This is a genomic window from Paenibacillus sp. KN14-4R, assembly GCF_052180255.1.
In the GTDB taxonomy this organism is placed as follows: domain Bacteria; phylum Bacillota; class Bacilli; order Paenibacillales; family NBRC-103111; genus Paenibacillus_AM.
On record NZ_CP197466.1, the window covers coordinates 2,122,855 to 2,138,532 of the forward strand.

General features: G+C 41.2%; 17 protein-coding genes. 11 read left to right on the plus strand and 6 right to left on the minus strand.

What is annotated here, in order from left to right; translation table 11 throughout:
* The first annotated feature begins 54 nt into the window (after window positions 1–54).
* The 3 genes from ACSBOP_RS10025 (at window position 55) to ACSBOP_RS10035 (ending at window position 2,950) form a co-directional block, all read left to right on the plus strand.
* On the plus strand, window positions 55–1,242 hold the full coding sequence (locus ACSBOP_RS10025) for an MDR family MFS transporter (protein ID WP_442604437.1): 1,188 nt from the start codon (window positions 55–57) through the stop codon (window positions 1,240–1,242).
* Between the two features lie 336 nt (window positions 1,243–1,578).
* Complete coding sequence (locus ACSBOP_RS10030; RefSeq protein ID WP_442604266.1) at window positions 1,579–1,773, plus strand: hypothetical protein; 195 nt, start codon at window positions 1,579–1,581, stop codon at window positions 1,771–1,773.
* A 142-nt stretch (window positions 1,774–1,915) separates the two neighbouring features.
* Window positions 1,916–2,950: an LCP family protein gene (locus tag ACSBOP_RS10035; protein ID WP_442604267.1), complete on the plus strand. Its 1,035-nt coding sequence runs from the start codon at window positions 1,916–1,918 to the stop codon at window positions 2,948–2,950.
* Here the strand turns inward: ACSBOP_RS10035 and ACSBOP_RS10040 are convergent.
* Window positions 2,939–3,307 carry a helix-turn-helix domain-containing protein gene (locus ACSBOP_RS10040; RefSeq protein WP_442604438.1) on the minus strand — a complete coding sequence of 123 codons (369 nt, stop codon included), beginning with the start codon at window positions 3,305–3,307 and terminating at the stop codon, window positions 2,939–2,941. The two genes, ACSBOP_RS10035 and ACSBOP_RS10040, sit on opposite strands and share 12 nt — an antisense overlap.
* Window positions 3,308–3,463: 156 nt before the next feature.
* On the opposite strand from ACSBOP_RS10040, the gene ACSBOP_RS10045 reads away from it, so the two are divergent.
* The 6 genes from ACSBOP_RS10045 to ACSBOP_RS10070 are packed head-to-tail and all read left to right on the plus strand — an operon-like array spanning window position 3,464 to window position 9,705.
* On the plus strand, window positions 3,464–4,945 hold the full coding sequence (locus ACSBOP_RS10045) for a class I adenylate-forming enzyme family protein (protein WP_442604268.1): 1,482 nt from the start codon (window positions 3,464–3,466) through the stop codon (window positions 4,943–4,945).
* 15 nt (window positions 4,946–4,960) lie between these two features.
* Entirely contained in the window at window positions 4,961–5,896 is a 936-nt protein-coding gene (locus ACSBOP_RS10050; RefSeq protein WP_442604269.1) for an amidohydrolase family protein, read from the plus strand.
* Window positions 5,880–6,164, plus strand: coding sequence for an acyl carrier protein (locus tag ACSBOP_RS10055; protein ID WP_442604270.1), 285 nt, complete (start codon window positions 5,880–5,882; stop codon window positions 6,162–6,164). Before ACSBOP_RS10050 ends, ACSBOP_RS10055 begins: the two co-directional genes overlap by 17 nt.
* Window positions 6,161–6,595, plus strand: coding sequence for a GNAT family N-acetyltransferase (locus ACSBOP_RS10060; protein WP_442604271.1), 435 nt, complete (start codon window positions 6,161–6,163; stop codon window positions 6,593–6,595). The genes ACSBOP_RS10055 and ACSBOP_RS10060 overlap by 4 nt, the downstream gene beginning before the upstream one ends.
* Before the next feature lie 18 nt (window positions 6,596–6,613).
* Window positions 6,614–7,930 carry an alpha/beta fold hydrolase gene (locus ACSBOP_RS10065; protein WP_442604272.1) on the plus strand — a complete coding sequence of 439 codons (1,317 nt, stop codon included), beginning with the start codon at window positions 6,614–6,616 and terminating at the stop codon, window positions 7,928–7,930.
* The gene (locus tag ACSBOP_RS10070; RefSeq protein ID WP_442604273.1) at window positions 7,927–9,705 is read left to right on the plus strand and encodes a hypothetical protein; all 1,779 of its coding nucleotides are present in this window, start codon (window positions 7,927–7,929) and stop codon (window positions 9,703–9,705) included. Before ACSBOP_RS10065 ends, ACSBOP_RS10070 begins: the two co-directional genes overlap by 4 nt.
* A 77-nt stretch (window positions 9,706–9,782) precedes the next feature.
* Here the strand turns inward: ACSBOP_RS10070 and gcvT are convergent, their stop codons facing one another.
* The 5 genes from gcvT to ACSBOP_RS10095 are packed head-to-tail and all read right to left on the minus strand — an operon-like array spanning window position 9,783 to window position 13,987.
* Entirely contained in the window at window positions 9,783–10,901 is a 1,119-nt protein-coding gene (gene gcvT / locus ACSBOP_RS10075) for a glycine cleavage system aminomethyltransferase GcvT (protein WP_442604274.1), read from the minus strand.
* Window positions 10,891–11,595, minus strand: coding sequence for a WbqC family protein (locus tag ACSBOP_RS10080; protein ID WP_442604275.1), 705 nt, complete (start codon window positions 11,593–11,595; stop codon window positions 10,891–10,893). The genes gcvT and ACSBOP_RS10080 overlap by 11 nt, the downstream gene beginning before the upstream one ends.
* Entirely contained in the window at window positions 11,592–12,752 is a 1,161-nt protein-coding gene (locus ACSBOP_RS10085) for a glycosyltransferase family 4 protein (protein ID WP_442604276.1), read from the minus strand. The genes ACSBOP_RS10080 and ACSBOP_RS10085 overlap by 4 nt, the downstream gene beginning before the upstream one ends.
* Before the next feature lie 16 nt (window positions 12,753–12,768).
* Complete coding sequence (locus ACSBOP_RS10090; protein ID WP_442604277.1) at window positions 12,769–13,704, minus strand: AAC(3) family N-acetyltransferase; 936 nt, start codon at window positions 13,702–13,704, stop codon at window positions 12,769–12,771.
* On the minus strand, window positions 13,688–13,987 hold the full coding sequence (locus ACSBOP_RS10095) for an acyl carrier protein (protein ID WP_442604278.1): 300 nt from the start codon (window positions 13,985–13,987) through the stop codon (window positions 13,688–13,690). The genes ACSBOP_RS10090 and ACSBOP_RS10095 overlap by 17 nt, the downstream gene beginning before the upstream one ends.
* 247 nt (window positions 13,988–14,234) lie before the next feature.
* Here ACSBOP_RS10095 and ACSBOP_RS10100 point away from each other — a divergent pair, with 247 nt between their 5' ends.
* Together ACSBOP_RS10100 and ACSBOP_RS10105 are read left to right on the plus strand one after the other, a co-directional pair.
* Window positions 14,235–15,005 carry a YveK family protein gene (locus ACSBOP_RS10100; protein WP_442604279.1) on the plus strand — a complete coding sequence of 257 codons (771 nt, stop codon included), beginning with the start codon at window positions 14,235–14,237 and terminating at the stop codon, window positions 15,003–15,005.
* Entirely contained in the window at window positions 14,986–15,672 is a 687-nt protein-coding gene (locus ACSBOP_RS10105) for a CpsD/CapB family tyrosine-protein kinase (RefSeq protein ID WP_442604280.1), read from the plus strand. Before ACSBOP_RS10100 ends, ACSBOP_RS10105 begins: the two co-directional genes overlap by 20 nt.
* Window positions 15,673–15,678: the final 6 nt, after the last annotated feature.

Consider the following 15,678-nt stretch of genomic DNA (forward strand, 5'->3'; position numbering starts at 1 on the left):
AGCTATTAGACAATAGAAAGATTGGACTTGGACAGCATAGAGGAGGGGATTGATATCCCTAGGAAAGTATGGATTTTGTTTATTGGGATGTTTATCAACGTTACCGCAATTTCTTTTATATGGCCACTGAATACGATCTACATTCATAATCATCTTGGTAAATCACTTGCACTTGCGGGTCTTGTTTTGACATTAAACTCATTTGCATCTGTATTAGGAAGCATGATTGGTGGTTATTTATTCGACAAGCTTGGTAGTTACCGGACGATTGTAATGGGGGTTAGCATATCTGTTATTGGTGCGATTATACTTGCATTTGATCATCAATGGTTAGTATATGTGACATGCCTTTTGATTACCGGTTTTGGCTCGGGGATGGTCTTCCCGTCAACTTATGCACTTGCAGGAAAAGTGTGGCCAGAAGGGGGAACGAAGACATTCTCTGCCATCTATGTCGCACAAAATGCAGGAATGGCGGTTGGTGCTGCGTTAGGTGGCCTTATTGCTTCTTATTCTTTCGATTATATCTTTATCGGTAATGCCGTTGTCTATGTTGCCTTTACGTTATTCGTAATTATTGCGTTCCGTGGAATGGCGGAAAGTAACGAGGGCAAGAAGACGAAAGAGAAGAAAGAAGGAGACTCTTCTCGTAAGCTAACGCCTTCATTAAAAGCATTAATGTTTCTATGTATCGCGTATATTTGTTGTTGGTTTGGTTATACCCAGTGGCAAGCCACGATTTCTGTACACATGCAAAGCTTAGGAATTGAACTTACCAAGTACAGCTTACTGTGGACGATTAATGGTGTACTTATTGTTTGTTTGCAGCCAGTAGTGACACTCATTTTACCTAAAATGATCAAGTCGATTAAGAACCAGATGATGGTGGGCATGGTCATCTTCATTAGCTCATTCTTGCTACTAATTGTAGCACAGGATTTTCAAATGTTCGTTGTCTCGATGATTATTATTACATTAGGTGAGATGTTCGTATGGCCTGCTATTCCAACGATTGCTAATCACTTGGCTCCATCCGATAAGGTAGGTTTTTACCAAGGGATTGTGAACAGTGCGGCTACAGTTGGTAAAATGATCGGTCCTTTGCTTGGTGGTATTATCGTGGATATGTATCAAATTAATATGTTGTTCATTCTAATTGTTGCTGTTATTGTCGTGGCGATTGTGATCACAAGCGTGTATGACCGGGGATTGTCGAAAGAGGAAGTGCAATTATACAATTAATCTTTGTAAAATACTTAGAAAAAGGCAGTCCATGTGACTGCCTTTTTTGCGAGTTCAGATCCTATTTGCGTTCGTTACCACGCTTAAAGTTACCGGTTACTTTGCTTCTAATATGGAAATTATCAGAATATAATAACATGAGCATTCTATATATGGAATGATTATTCAACAAATTATGCTTAACCAGATTAATTTGATCTTGGATTTCGACAAAAATAGAAGGAATGTTTGTGATCTGACAACGAAATAGTGACACTTTACCCATTGACGATGAGCTATAATCTAATTTATACGAATCGTTGGAACTACAATTATAGAAGTGAGGTTACTTCAGTCATGGTAAATGAGAAAAGCTTAGGATGGATAACAACCCCTGCTCTTACAACACTGCCAGACCACAATGAGTTAACCCCGGATAACAGGATTGTATTGGATGTAAGACAAATCCTCAATCAGCTTGGGCTAGATACGATTCGAAGTTCCAACGAAATATTAATGCGATTAAGCGATGAAGTGAAGGCGATTAGTTAATCGAATAACCCCTTTTGAAGGCAGTCATGAGACTGTCTTTTTAAATATGATTTTTGAAAAATAATCATTTATTTGCAAAATAATGTATGATACAATTCGTATCAGTATGAATGATATAGTTAGAGAACGGGAGTTGGAAATTTTGAAAAAATGGAGTCGAAAATGGAGATGGTTCACGGTCATATCGATTTCCATTATCGTAATTTGTGTTCTTGGTTTGGTATGGGGATATAGGTATCTAGAGCCAACTCGACATTTTTCTAATCAAGATATCCCTGTTCTTGTAACGCCACAAGTGGTAGGTGAGAATAACGTAGTTTCTGATTCTACACCTCAACCCATAGATTCGACAAATGCTTTTCCAAGTAAATCTGGGGATGACAAGATGACCAAAGAGTTTAACGTGCTTATTCTTGGGATTGATGGGAGCGAGGATGAAATATCCAGAACCGATGTCATCATGGTTGCACGCGTCGTGCCTGCTATGCGCAAGATAGACTTGATCTCTATACCGCGGGATACACGAATGCAAGTCGAGGGTGTCGGGTACACGAAAGTCAACCATGCCCATGCAATCGGTGAGCTTAGTGGGGGCAATAAAGGGGGTACATCTTTAACACTGCAAACCATTAGTAACTTTTTAAACATACCAATTCATTATTATATCAAAACGAACTTCGCCGGCTTCCAAGATTTCATCGATACGATTGGCGGGGTGGATATTACGCTTGAGAGGGATTTGGATTTATCCGTAAGCGCACAAACCTATATAGAGAAAGGTACGCGGCATTTTGACGGTAAATTAGCGCTTGATTTAGTTCGTGAGCGATATATGCAGCCCAATGGGGATTTCAGCAGGCAGGAGGAGCAATCCAAGGTTCTTAAATCTGTAGTCATTGGTTTGCTCCAGCCTGAGCATATCCCACGAATAGTAACACTACTACCTAAGGTGAGAAAAGATATTGTGGACTCCAACTTTACGGATGCAGATCTAATTAGTCTAGCTTGGTTATTTAAAGGGATCGATTCTGATAATTTTCAATACACCCAAATTCCAGGACACAGTCAATATGCCATGGATCCTCTTGTGAAGTCGAATCTATATTATTGGATTCCCGATAAGGAGGCAATTTCAAAAATTGTTCAAGAACAGTTGGGGCAAGTGCTACATGAATGAACGTTCAGCTCGAATAAATGCAATAAATCGCTTGGCCTCTTCAGGTGTTAATTCTTTACCATCAATGGTTAAAGCAAACTTCTCGAGAATGGTTTCATCAGACAACTCCAGCTGATCTGCAAATTGCTGGACACCTGCATCAAGTTCGGAATGGGGGTTATTCGTTCTTCCAAGCAAATAATCAACGGATACTTTGAAAAAACTAGCAATTTTATTGGTTGTTTCATAATCAGGTTCTCTACGATTCGTTTCATAATGAGATAGTGAAGCACGTGAAATACCAATTTTACTCGCCAAATCACCTTGCGTTAATGCATGCTTCTCTCTTAATTGTGAGATTCTGTCTCCATATTTCATCGTTGTTGTTCCTTTCATCTGAGATACATTTAGTATCAATACTAGTTTCGCCAAAATACACTTCTAGTATAACAGACTGCTGAATAAATAAAAATATGCTAAATTTCGCATTTGTTGATACAAAACGTATCAAATAATACAGTTAGGAGTAGGACTATGAAGACGATTCTTAATTATGTCAACCATTCAATTCTGAAATATAGTGAACGTCCTCTGTTTATCGAACCCAAAACGGGTGAAACGGTGAGTTATAAACAATTTAAGGAGCGATTATCACAAGTATCCCAACTTCTGCGATTAAAAAATGTTCAGCCGGGGGATGTCGTAACTCTGATTATTGATAATTCGATCGATTTACTCACCTATATATTTGGTTGCATGGTGAATGGCGTTATTGCAAATCCACTCAACCCGAAATTATTAGCACATGAATTCACAATCATTACCGAGCATGCTGCACCTGTGCTGATCGTGAAGGACCATGCGGAACATCATCAAATAAATGCCAATGTCCGTGTTAGGGTGAAAGAATACTTACAATTTGAACCTGAATGTGAAGATATGCAGAAGGATGTAATTGTAAATGAAAAATCACCTGCATTACTTATTTATACATCCGGATCAACAGGGAAACCCAAAGGTGTTGTGCTTCATCATCGCAATATTGTAAGTAACGTATTAACTGCCATTGAACGATTCCCTTATGAATCGCAGCATACGACACTCTGCTTACTACCATTGTTCCACACGTTTGGTTTTATTAGTGATGTGTGCACCATGCTGTTTAGTGGCGGGCGGGCAGTTATTATGGACGTTTTTGAGGCGACACGCATGAAGGAAATCGAACAGACCATCCGTGCATATGAGGTGAATTCGTTTAGTGCGGTTCCACTTATTTACGATATGCTTGTGCGCTTGCATTGTAACCTTGCAGCACCATCAATGAAGTTTTGTGTTTCGGGTGCAGCACCACTGAGTAGCCAGACGGCTCACATGTTTCAAGAACAGTATCAGTTTCCAATCATCCCTGCTTATGGTCTGACGGAAACGGTGTGTTTTACAGCCATCTCACCATTTAACGACATTAATTATAAATCTGTTGGGGTTCCTGCGAATCTTGAGATTCTAGTTATAGGTGATGATGGGACTGCGCTGGATACACATGAGATTGGTGAATTTGTCGTTCGAGGTGATCAAGTATTTGAGGGTGGGTACTTTAAAGATCCTGCTTCCGCTTCAGAGGATGGATGGTTTCATACCGGTGATCTCGGATACTACGATGAACAGGGATATTATTTTATCGTCGGACGTAAGAAAAATATGATTATCCGTGGCGGGGAAAAAGTGTATTTAGAGGATATCGATCAGTGTCTAACGTCATTTAATGGCATTAAGGATCATGCGACTATTCGCGTGAACGAAGGAGATACAGAGAAAATCGCTTGTGTTCTGGTGTTAGAGGCAGGAATTACGATTGAACCTAAACAGGTCAAACAGTTTTTAGTAGAACGTGTGGGTCCGAAGCGAGTTCCTGATTACATTTTAATTCATGATCATATTCCTAGAACACCAACCAATAAGGTTAAAATTGCACAGCTTGCAGAAACCGTCCTGCATGTGATCGAGCGAATGCTCTAGAAAGAAGGAATGTAGATGATCATCGATTGTCATAGCCACATCGCAAGTTTGGAGTTTTTTCCTGAGGCGTTCTTAACAGGATGGTGCGATACCATTAAGAGAAGTTTGCCAGATCAAATGAGTGAGAAGCAGAGAACCCGTCTAACCGAACTATTCATGCAGCTGATGGATGATCCGGATTGTAGCAAAATGATCGCTGAAATGGACGCAGCAGCTATTAGCCAGTCGGTGCTGCTCGTCATTGATTTCGGGGTCGCTTTTAAGAAACATGATGCTGACATTGAGCTGCTGCATTTACAACACAAACAGTTAATTGAGCGTAGCGATCGATTTATTGCGTTCTCCGGTATAGATCCACGCAGAGGTCAAGAGGGGATTGATCTTTTTGAAAAAGCGGTGACGCGATGGGGGTTCAAAGGACTTAAGCTTTATCCACCTTGTGGCTACTCACCAAGTGACGAGAGACTGGATCCTTACTATGAAATTTGTAGTGCGCTTCATCTTCCAGTGCTTATTCACACGGGCCCGACGACATCAGCTCTCCCTTTTACATTCGCTCATCCAATGGAGGTAGATGGAGCGGCATGGCGGTTTCCGCAGGTTAATTTTATTCTGGGTCATGCAGGAGCTGTGTATGCGGAGGAAGCAGCGATGTTGGCACAATACCGACCTAATATTTACTTGGATCTCTCCGGATTCCAAGCCGATGTACCAGATGGAACATATAAGACGACGATGAAACGATTTCTTGCAAAAGGTTTGGGTTCGAGATTGCTGTTCGGTACAGATTGGCCCATTCATCGTTTCTTTGGGAATCAACTCAAGTGGGTAAGGGCTATTCAAGCACTTCATACGGAGGGCTATTGCTCAGAATATGACCTGAATCGGATCTTATATCAAAACTTTAATCGCATGATAACGAAGGAGGTTGCACATGGGACTCATGTCTAATGATCAGACTTTAAAGCTCAAGAAATTGATTGAAACGATCAGTCCTCTTGATGTAGAAGCACGAGATGAAATGGATTTAAGAGAAGACCTAGCTATCGATTCCTTGTCGGTCATTCGCTTGATTCTGGAAGTAGAAGAGATGCTGGGCAGAAGTATTTTTCATGTTGATAACATCAATCAGCTCGTGAAGGTTGAAGATTTACTGCGAATTTGCGCAGAGAAATGCCAAGAAGAATCAGGAATTATCGGAGAGGAAGAGGTTATATGAACGAAGTTATCATTAAACATGTGAGAGAAGAAGATGATATTCGTGCGACATTCCCAGTCATGTCCCAGTTGCGATCCCACCTGGATGAAGATACTTATGTCAAACAAGTCCAGCACATGCAAGAGGCATATGGCTATCAGTTAGTAGGGTTGTATGAAGGGGATGATCTCCAATGCGCTGCAGGTTTTAAACTTGGACACTCACTTGCTTGGCAGTCGTACATGTATGTGGATGATTTGGTTACTTCAGGTAATGCCAGATCGCATGGCTATGGAAAAATGATGTTCGAGTGGTTAGTTGGTGAGGCAAAGCGCCTTGGCTGTGGAGAGTTCCACTTGGATTCAGGCGTGCAGCGTCATGAAGCACACCGATTCTACTTGCGTGAGCGAATGGATATAGTCTTTTACCATTTTGCAATTAAAAATCTGTAGCATGGTGGGGGATTTGGCATGAATCAGTTACTAGAACCGATTGTTCGGGAATGGTTGGACTTTGCAAGTGAGATTCAAGCGCGAGATGCGCAATATTTTCAAAAAAATAGATTGCGTGTCTACATCCCTCATATTACTTCTCAACTGTTCCTCGTGATGGAGCATGCTGCAACTTTACTAAAGATAGAGCTGGAGTGGGTGGTGCAGACACAATCGATGCAAGCGATCGAACGATTATTCCACCAACGGATGATGCACGTAACGGCACAAACGAATCATCTGCTGTCGCACATTCCTGATTCTATGATTGCTCCAATGGTTGATGGCATTTATCAAGAATATCAACAACGGCAACTGCTCCAGAGGCAAGAGGATGATCGTAACTTAGCAAGTGTTGTGAGCAAGTCGATTCCAATGGATGGTGTGGATCTACATTATACAGTTGCAGGAACAGGTAGTGAGACATTCGTGCTTGTTCATGCATTTGGTCTGCCTATTTGCTTGTGGGATCAGATGGTCGCAAAACTAATGAAATATGGCAAAGTGATCGTGTGGCAGCCTAGGGGGTCCGATTTGGATGGTGGTGTAAAAGCATACCAACCGCTGGAGGCGCATGTTGCCGATTTATTAACCCTATTAAGTATAGAAGGTGTTAGTCGACCTCATATCATAAGCTGGTGCACGGGAGCAAAAGTTGCTATCGAGTACGCCCTTCAATCCGAGGAGCAGGAAGGTTCCTTGATCTTCCTTAACGCTTCGCTAAAAGGCATGAAGGGACTTGAAGATTTCCAGACTATTTTTGAAAAAGATCTCTATGCGATCTGCCAAGCGGCTTTGAAAAGTCCAAGAATGGCACCGATCTTCGCTCAGACCCTGAACCAAAAAAATGACCGAATCACACAGTTTATTGACGAAGAACATGAAAGCATTGCGTTGTTAGGTGAAATGAATGAATCGCTACGTCATACGCTAAGAGAGCCTCTAGCAACAGGGGAATCCCTACATTTCTACACGCAGCAGCTGCATGATTATTGGAATCGGGATTATATGCAGCAGCTATCAACCATTGAAATCCCCACCTTGTTCATTACAGCAGAGTATGATCATATTGCTTCTCCACAGATGTCTGCCTTAGTCGCCGAACAGATGAATGACGCTCATTTTGCATCCATTCAAGGTGGTTCTCACTATATGTTTGTGCAGCAAAGCGAGCTTATCCTCGATATGATTATTCATTTTATCCAGTCAAAAGGTACGCATCCTTACAAACATCATCTGGTATCTGACAACAATCATCAAGTAATAAAGCATATAGAAGAAGAGGTGAGGAAATGAATGTATTGTCAGGCACGGTGACGAGCAGAGCCCCAGTAAAAGACTTTAAACAGTTGGTTAAACAGTTAGGAGAAATGGTAGCTAGTCTAACAACTTTTGAGGAGAGGGTACATGCAATCGTTTCTTTTCAATATCGTTCATCGGAACAAGAGGGTCTTAGAAGCTTGACGATCTGGCAGAATGCAGCTTTGCAGGTATTGAGAGATTGCGATGCATGGATTCCATTCGAACAGATGCGCTCAGACGGTCATGATCTTTATCTTTTTGTGGGTATGAAGGTGTATGGAAGAATCATAATGGATACGAAATTAGATCGGGATGAGGATGATGTCATCTTCGGCTATGTCCCTATTATGCTGTCGCAGCTGTCCTCGATTGAGCTTCTATCCTCATCCAGGCTCGTTCAATATGATGAAGAGATCAAACAGATTGATTCTTTTTTATCGACGACTTCCGCAGATGAACATCTAGAGATGATTGAAAAAGTCAGATACATGACCAATTATACCGACCCCGTGCTTATCTATGTAGAAGATCAAACGTATACGCGATTTAGCAAACATAACAATTTAGTTGAGGAAACAAGAGATGAGGAAGTACTCTTATTTGCCCGGTTAAGGACAATACCATGGACGGCGTGGACAGATCATGAGAAAGTGTTTATTTATTGTATGTATCATTTACAGCAAGCCGGTTGCAGAGGTGAGGAATTCAACGGTCGGCAATTAAATGTAGGGGAGCTTACGCAATATTTAGAGGAAAGACGGATGCAGTTGAGTGCGAAGTTCGATTCGAATGCCGAGATTCTTGCTTACACACCTATCACATTACTGGATAAAGCCCGATGGATTGGGCGCTTAAAGGCAGCTGTTCGTGAGGATTATGTGATTTACCGACAAGTGAATGGGTTAAACTTTGGTAAAACGGAGCATTTATTTCCTCGTGAAGAGGGGAGTCTAGATATCCATAGTCTTCCGGATGCACTTGTAAACGATATGGAGCGCATTTGCGGAGCGCCATTAACTTCGTATGATCCGCACGGATTGTATGAGCTTTTTGCAGACTGGTTGAATCAGATATTGCCCGATATGACAACATCCGTATCATCCGACGAATATGGTGCTAAGCTTGATCCAATTGAGAATATGGTTCATACCGTGGTGCAATATGCTGTGGAGACGATTGGCGCTGATATTGGGATGTCACGTGGGTTGCGTGAATGGTTCAATTTGAAAATGATTCATGATGATCAATTATTCGTTGAAGCTTGTGATTGGCCGGTAACCGACTATTATTGCTGCGTTGTTCCTTCATCGAAGATGCAAAGTAAATTAGCAGACCATGGTCCTTTATTGCAAACGATTCTGACCGCCATTTCAAAACGGATGGAATATAATAGTTGGCATTATATGCCGGGTCATTTTCCAATTGAATCGAGACACTTTTACATTCCACCTGCTATGCCAGACATGACCGAATGGTCGAACTTGCATCATTCCGGGCATGTACTTGCGAATGTCTTGTATGCAATCCGCTCACCTGGAGAAATTCGCTATGCCGATCACACGTATAACGGCATGATGGATATCCGACTCATGCGTCAAACAGGTGATCCTTTTACACTGGATGATTTGAAGGCAGCCGTTCAGTTTACTCAAGTGTTAAAAATATTTAACCAAGCATTAATGGACGTCACAGCAGCGCGTCAAGCTCCATATCGAGTCATGGCTTTTACGAAAGATTGGTATAAGTCTGTTTATGGAAAAAGAGATTAATATAAATGGAAAAATCACCTTCTCTCCTGGTAACGTGGAGGAAGGTGATTTGTTATTATCAATTATCATGGATGGATCTACTTTGGTAAATGAAACGGCAGCTTCACAATTGTACCTTGGACTTGATGTTTGCCAGTATGAATGGATACACATGTATGGATCTGAGCGTATCTCGTCTCTATGAAAGCCATACCAATCGCTTGATTCATAAGAGGGGAAAAACTGCTTGAAGTGACCGTACCTGCGAGTTCGTCTCCGACATATATCGGACTACGAGCATGGGGTACAATGGGTGTCTGCATGACGATTCCGACTAATTGATGGAAAGTGCCGCGGCTTTGCTGCTGCACTAATGCGTCTCGACCTACAAAATCCCTTTTTTCAAATCGAATCCATGGGCTCAGATTAGAATCGAGAACAGACCAATCTTTATGAATTTCTCGTCCTGATAACGGTAATCCCGCTTCAATTCGAAGACTCTCCATGGCTAGAAGTCCCACAGGACGTATACGCGCAGGCTTTCCAAATTCCAATAAATAGTCCCATAATCTTACTGCTTCTGTATCTTGGACATAAAGCTCAAAGCCATCTTCACCTGTAAATCCACTCCGTGATACAAGAACGTCTTGAATGAGACCTATTGTTAATCCCTGTACAAATTGCAGTTTTTTGATGGAAGATAGCTGGTATGCCGTTGTTTCCTGTAGGATTTGTTCAGCCCACGGTCCTTGAATTGCGATTGCAGCCAAATCTTGTGTTCGATTGACGATTTGTACTTGTTCCTTTTGAAAATGATTCGGATCACTCAACTGGTAGTCAGTTAGATGACTTATGACCTCATCCGTACGGCTTGAGTTCGTCGTAAGCATGAAATGTTGATCCGAGTACCGAAACACAAGCGTATCATCGATAATGCTTCCATCTACGTCAACGATTAAATTGTATTGAATCTGGCCATCTGCAATTCGTGTCAGATCATTGGTTACGATGTGCTGAAGGAAGGGGAGCGCATTCGATCCTGTCACATGCAGCTTCCCTAGGTGAGAGACGTCTATAAGCCCGCTTCGCTGTCGAACGAATACATGCTCCTCTCGATCATTCGTAAATAGGAATGGTAAGTACCAGCTACCAGAAGGGAGTGATTTGCCTCCATATTTGGGGTAAATATCGAACAATGGCGTTTTACTAAGTTGCATGTAATCGCCTGCTTTTCTCTTGAATGATTTCACTTGCTAGCTTTCCTTCGTTAAAAAGAAGATCTAGTATACTAAGACCCGGTACGAAATCACCCCATAATTGCGTATAAACAGGATGATCGAAATCACTATATATTAACTCAATCCCGCTATCGTTAAATAAGTGCTCCTCCTGGTATTTCATGCCGCCTTTGCCTGAGAGATAAGATGAACCACCAAGCTGTTTGACTAATCGTACAAGACGCTCAGTAGAAGCTTCTTCTACAGGGATATGGGAAGAATAATACAACTTGGTTCGTATGCCTAAATAGTCAAAAGTCCATGCTAATAATCCCATATTGAGATCGACTAAGCGTTCGTAGGACTGCGATAGGATCGGGGTTAATTGCTCGTAGATCTCCGTAAAATAGGTGCTTCGTCGATAACTTGCTTCCAATTGCTTCAGCAATTTATCCATTCGGAGACTTCTCCAATTGATATGCACTTCATTCATAGCGGAGCCCAATTGTCCGCTCGTACTGACGGGAATGGTGAGCCACATTTCTCCGGTGGGAGTCTTAATTTTGCTGCGATTCATATAACTATTCTTCGTATATTGCACATCATCAAGAAGAACAAAAGCGTCTGACTGCATGATTTTATAATAGTAGCCAAGCCAAGGTAAAAAATTGGGTTGATGGATAGAAACAATCATAAATACGCCTGCCCTTGAGTCATATTTTTAGGGAGAGGATTACTTTCGAGTGTCTGATAGGCTTGGAATAAAGTTTTCTCCATGACGTCCCAGTTGTAATGCATTTCATAAGCAATACGTCCATTTTTCCCCATATTGAAAGCGTTAAAAGGTTCGTTATATAGGTTTTCTATACCCCTTGCAATATCTACGGGTGAGAGAGGATCGACAAGTTCTCCAAGTTGATGTGCTTCTACAAGCTTGCGGGTTGCTGGAAAATCGTTCGCGACTACAGGGATAGCAGCAGCCATATATTCGTACATTTTAAGCGCAATGGTGTTCATATTCCTGGAGAGGGGATAGTCCATCAACAAACCAAAATCTGCTTTTTGCAAGTGCTGGAATACTTGCTCAGTTGGCATCTTACCGACAATTTTGACTTGCTGGGACAGATCGTTTTCTACAATTTCTGCTTCGAGCTTAGCAATATAGGTTTGATTTCCCCAACCAATGAATAGAAGGTTAATTATGATTCCTTTTTGCTTGAGGATGGCACAGGCTTTAACGATTTCAAGAAGTCCTCGCTCCTGATTCATGCCCCCGACCCATATCCCTTGTTTAACATCGGATTTATAAGCGCTTGGTGTGTAAGCATGTTTCGAAGGATAATTCGCAATTAGATCAACTCGGCAGCCCCAATTCTTGAACTTATTCACGAGCTCTTCGCAGACGGTAAACACGTAATCGGTTTTTCTGGCTAACATTTTCTCGAAGTTCGTAATACATTTTGTCATCAACTTGCGCATGAAAGCTGGGAATCGTTCTGCAAAAGACTCCGGATGGTATTCATGACAGTCGTATATTAACTTACTGCCAAGTTTCAATTTAATGAGCCATCCAATGAATAGAGAATCAGGTTCGTGACAATGATACACGTCTGCTTGGACGGATAGCCCTTTTCGATAAAGTGCAAAAAGCGGGGAGAATCGACGGAGAAGAGAAGATGTCTGACGCGGAGGTAATCCCAATATATGTAAATCATGCTTCTCATCGATCTCACAAGGATGGGGACCGACAAATGTAATATCCTTGTACAACGTCTGTAAAGATCGAATTTCCTTGTCATAAACACGAGGATCACTAACTTCATGACCGGAAGATAGGATACATATTTTCACTAAATTCACACCCTCTTTACGAATGCTGCTGCGGGGCAGGCTCATCTACATTTACGAATAATTTTTTATATGGCTTTGGTTTTACATACATCGTGATGCCTTGTCTACCCAGTTCAATCGCTCTATTGATCAAATACTCAGCGTCTATACTACACATTTTTAAGTTAGAACAGGTCGTTACTTGTAGCTTGGAAAGGTCCATGTGTTTGATCATTTTCCGGGGATTCACAGAACCTATTCGTTTGAACATCGTATGCTGTCTGCAGATGCCGTCGTAGTCTTTAAACGTGTAGGTAAGGGTGTGCGGGAATAAGGAATGGTAATACTTCAATTCGGTACGTAAGATGCTTTCTACACAATGAAAGGCCGTAGCTACTTCTAGGCGATGACCAAAGCCCATATTGATGATAAGGGCATTCGTTTCTTTTAAACGATAGTACGGCGAGAACTCGTCCCAACTTGTCACTGAAAGATGATGATCCTTGGTTAAATACTCGGCATAAGGTCCGAGGGCACACACGGAATGATTGAGATTGATGCTTCGCCGTACATCATTGGAATATCTTCTAAATATCTCTGTTAGAAATCCTGCACCTGAAGGTGTTCGTCGCACATCAAATATGTATTTGGGGTCACTTGCAATCTGCTGCTGCATTTGATTCGATGGAAAGGCTGGCATGACGAGAGTCCCATTTGGTCCCAACACTTGAAGAATGGCTTGAATGAAGTCGGAAGGTTTACCGGTGTAGTGGGAGAAGCGATCCCATGAGGAATGGATCATCACGGTTTTTCCTTCGGATAGTCCTAATCGCTTCAGGTTTGCAATTAATGTTGGTGTATCATACTTGGGATAAAACCATCTTTCAATAGGTCGTTTAAACATAAGCATGAACTGTCTCTTATCATTAATTGAAAATACCTTGTAAGCTAACTTTTTAAGTTGTTGCTTCATATAAGGGGCTCCCAGATAAATAGTTCTCTTTTAAGATGCGTGCTGTATTTTCGACACTATTGAATCGTTCGATGTCTCGGATATTCAGATCGACATTAAAATGTGTTTCTAATTCGATAATGAAGAATGTGATCGCAAAAGAATCCCATGCGCGTGTATTGTCCATACTGCTGTTTCGGTTTAAGGATTGCGGGCTGATCTCGAGTACCTTAGCTAATAAAAGAATAACTTCCTGTTCTAACTCGCTTAATGTCATTTGATGAAATTCATAAGATCGTGTCATTTTGTTAGAAACCTCCTATCAAATAATGATACAAAATGTATCCTTTATATGAACATAATGGTAATAAGTTATAGGGGGATAGTCAAGGAAAACTTGAAATGTTTTTTAAAGTAAAAGTTATGAAAATACAGAATACGAAACCAATTGACAAGATACGATTTGTATCATAAAATTTGTATGTGATACGAAATGTATATGAAAATTACCACACAAATTGACTGAACAAGGTAGGAGGTTAAGAAAAGTAGTGGAGAGCACAAGAAAAGAAGGTAATGAAATTGATTTGGTAGGGTTACTACGAATTATCATGAATTTTAAATGGTTCCTTATCATAATTGTGGTGATCAGCTGTGTCGGTGCCTCATTATTTACTTACTATACAGAGAAGCTGGAGTATAATGCATCCATTAAACTTGTTATGAGCAGACCAGACACACAAGCGACTTTTAATGTCGAAGCTGTAAACTTATCCATTACGCTTGTGAATACATACAAGGAGTTACTTCGAACTCCAGCCTTTATGGACAAGGTAGTCAGTAGACATCCCGAGTGGAATTTAACAGCAGAGAATATGCTTGATAAAACATCCGTTAGTATAACTGGACAGACTCCAGTATTAAGTATTAATGTGAGCGATGGTTCCAAAGATAGAGCGAACCAAATGGTTAACTCGATATCTACTGCTTTCAGAGAGGAAGCGCGGATAATATTCCAAGTGGACAATATTTACGTATTAACGGGTTCTGATGGCATCGGTCATACCGTAAAAGCCCCTTCACATATGATACGGAATGTAGGTATCGCCTTGATTGCCTCGCTTCTATTATCGATAATATATGTCACGCTTAGGTATGTAATGAATGATACGATATGTATCGAAGAAGATTTGCTCATGTTGGGTATCAAGCCACTTGCATCGATCCCCGAAATGAAGAAGAAAGATATGCAAGTACCGAAAAAAAAGATGGTTATTCGAGATCAGGTAGGTGAACAAGTAAATGTTTCAACTACACAATAAGTATCCATTACTTGGCAAAAGCAAAATGAATGCTGACGTATCACGTGCATATCGACTACTTAGAACGAAGATGAATCGTGTGTGTCAAGTTAACCAGAAGAGCTTTTTAATTACATCTGTACTTAAAGGCGAAGGGAAAACGATGACAGCCGTAAACTTAGGTGTGGCGTATGCACTTGAAGGCAAGCGAGTTGTTCTTGTTGATGCGAATCTTACACAACCTGCTCTGCATGAAGTGTTCTCTAAATCGAATCGGATTGGTCTTTCGCAGATCCTAGAACAGGATCATGTCCTGCAAAGTGCAATTGTTGAAACAGATATTGAGCATTTAATGTTACTGCCTGCAGGAAAGCCCATGCAGCATCCTTCAGAACTTCTAGCCTCGAAAATGATGCTGGATGTGATTGCGCAGTTGAAATCCAGCTTTGATATGATTCTAATTGATTCCTCTTCCGCAATGAAATCGACAGAACCTTTTATTCTTGCTGGAATAACTGACGGTGTTTTGCTTGTTGTCGGAACGGGCAAAGTTAAGCGTCATTTGCTTCAGCAATTTAAACAGCATATTGAGGATGTAAACGGCACTATTGTTGGCAGTGTACTTAACAGAGCCACCAAGTCAAGTTGGGAAAGATCTATTATGGATCATTCACAGGTTATTGGATAGGAGACG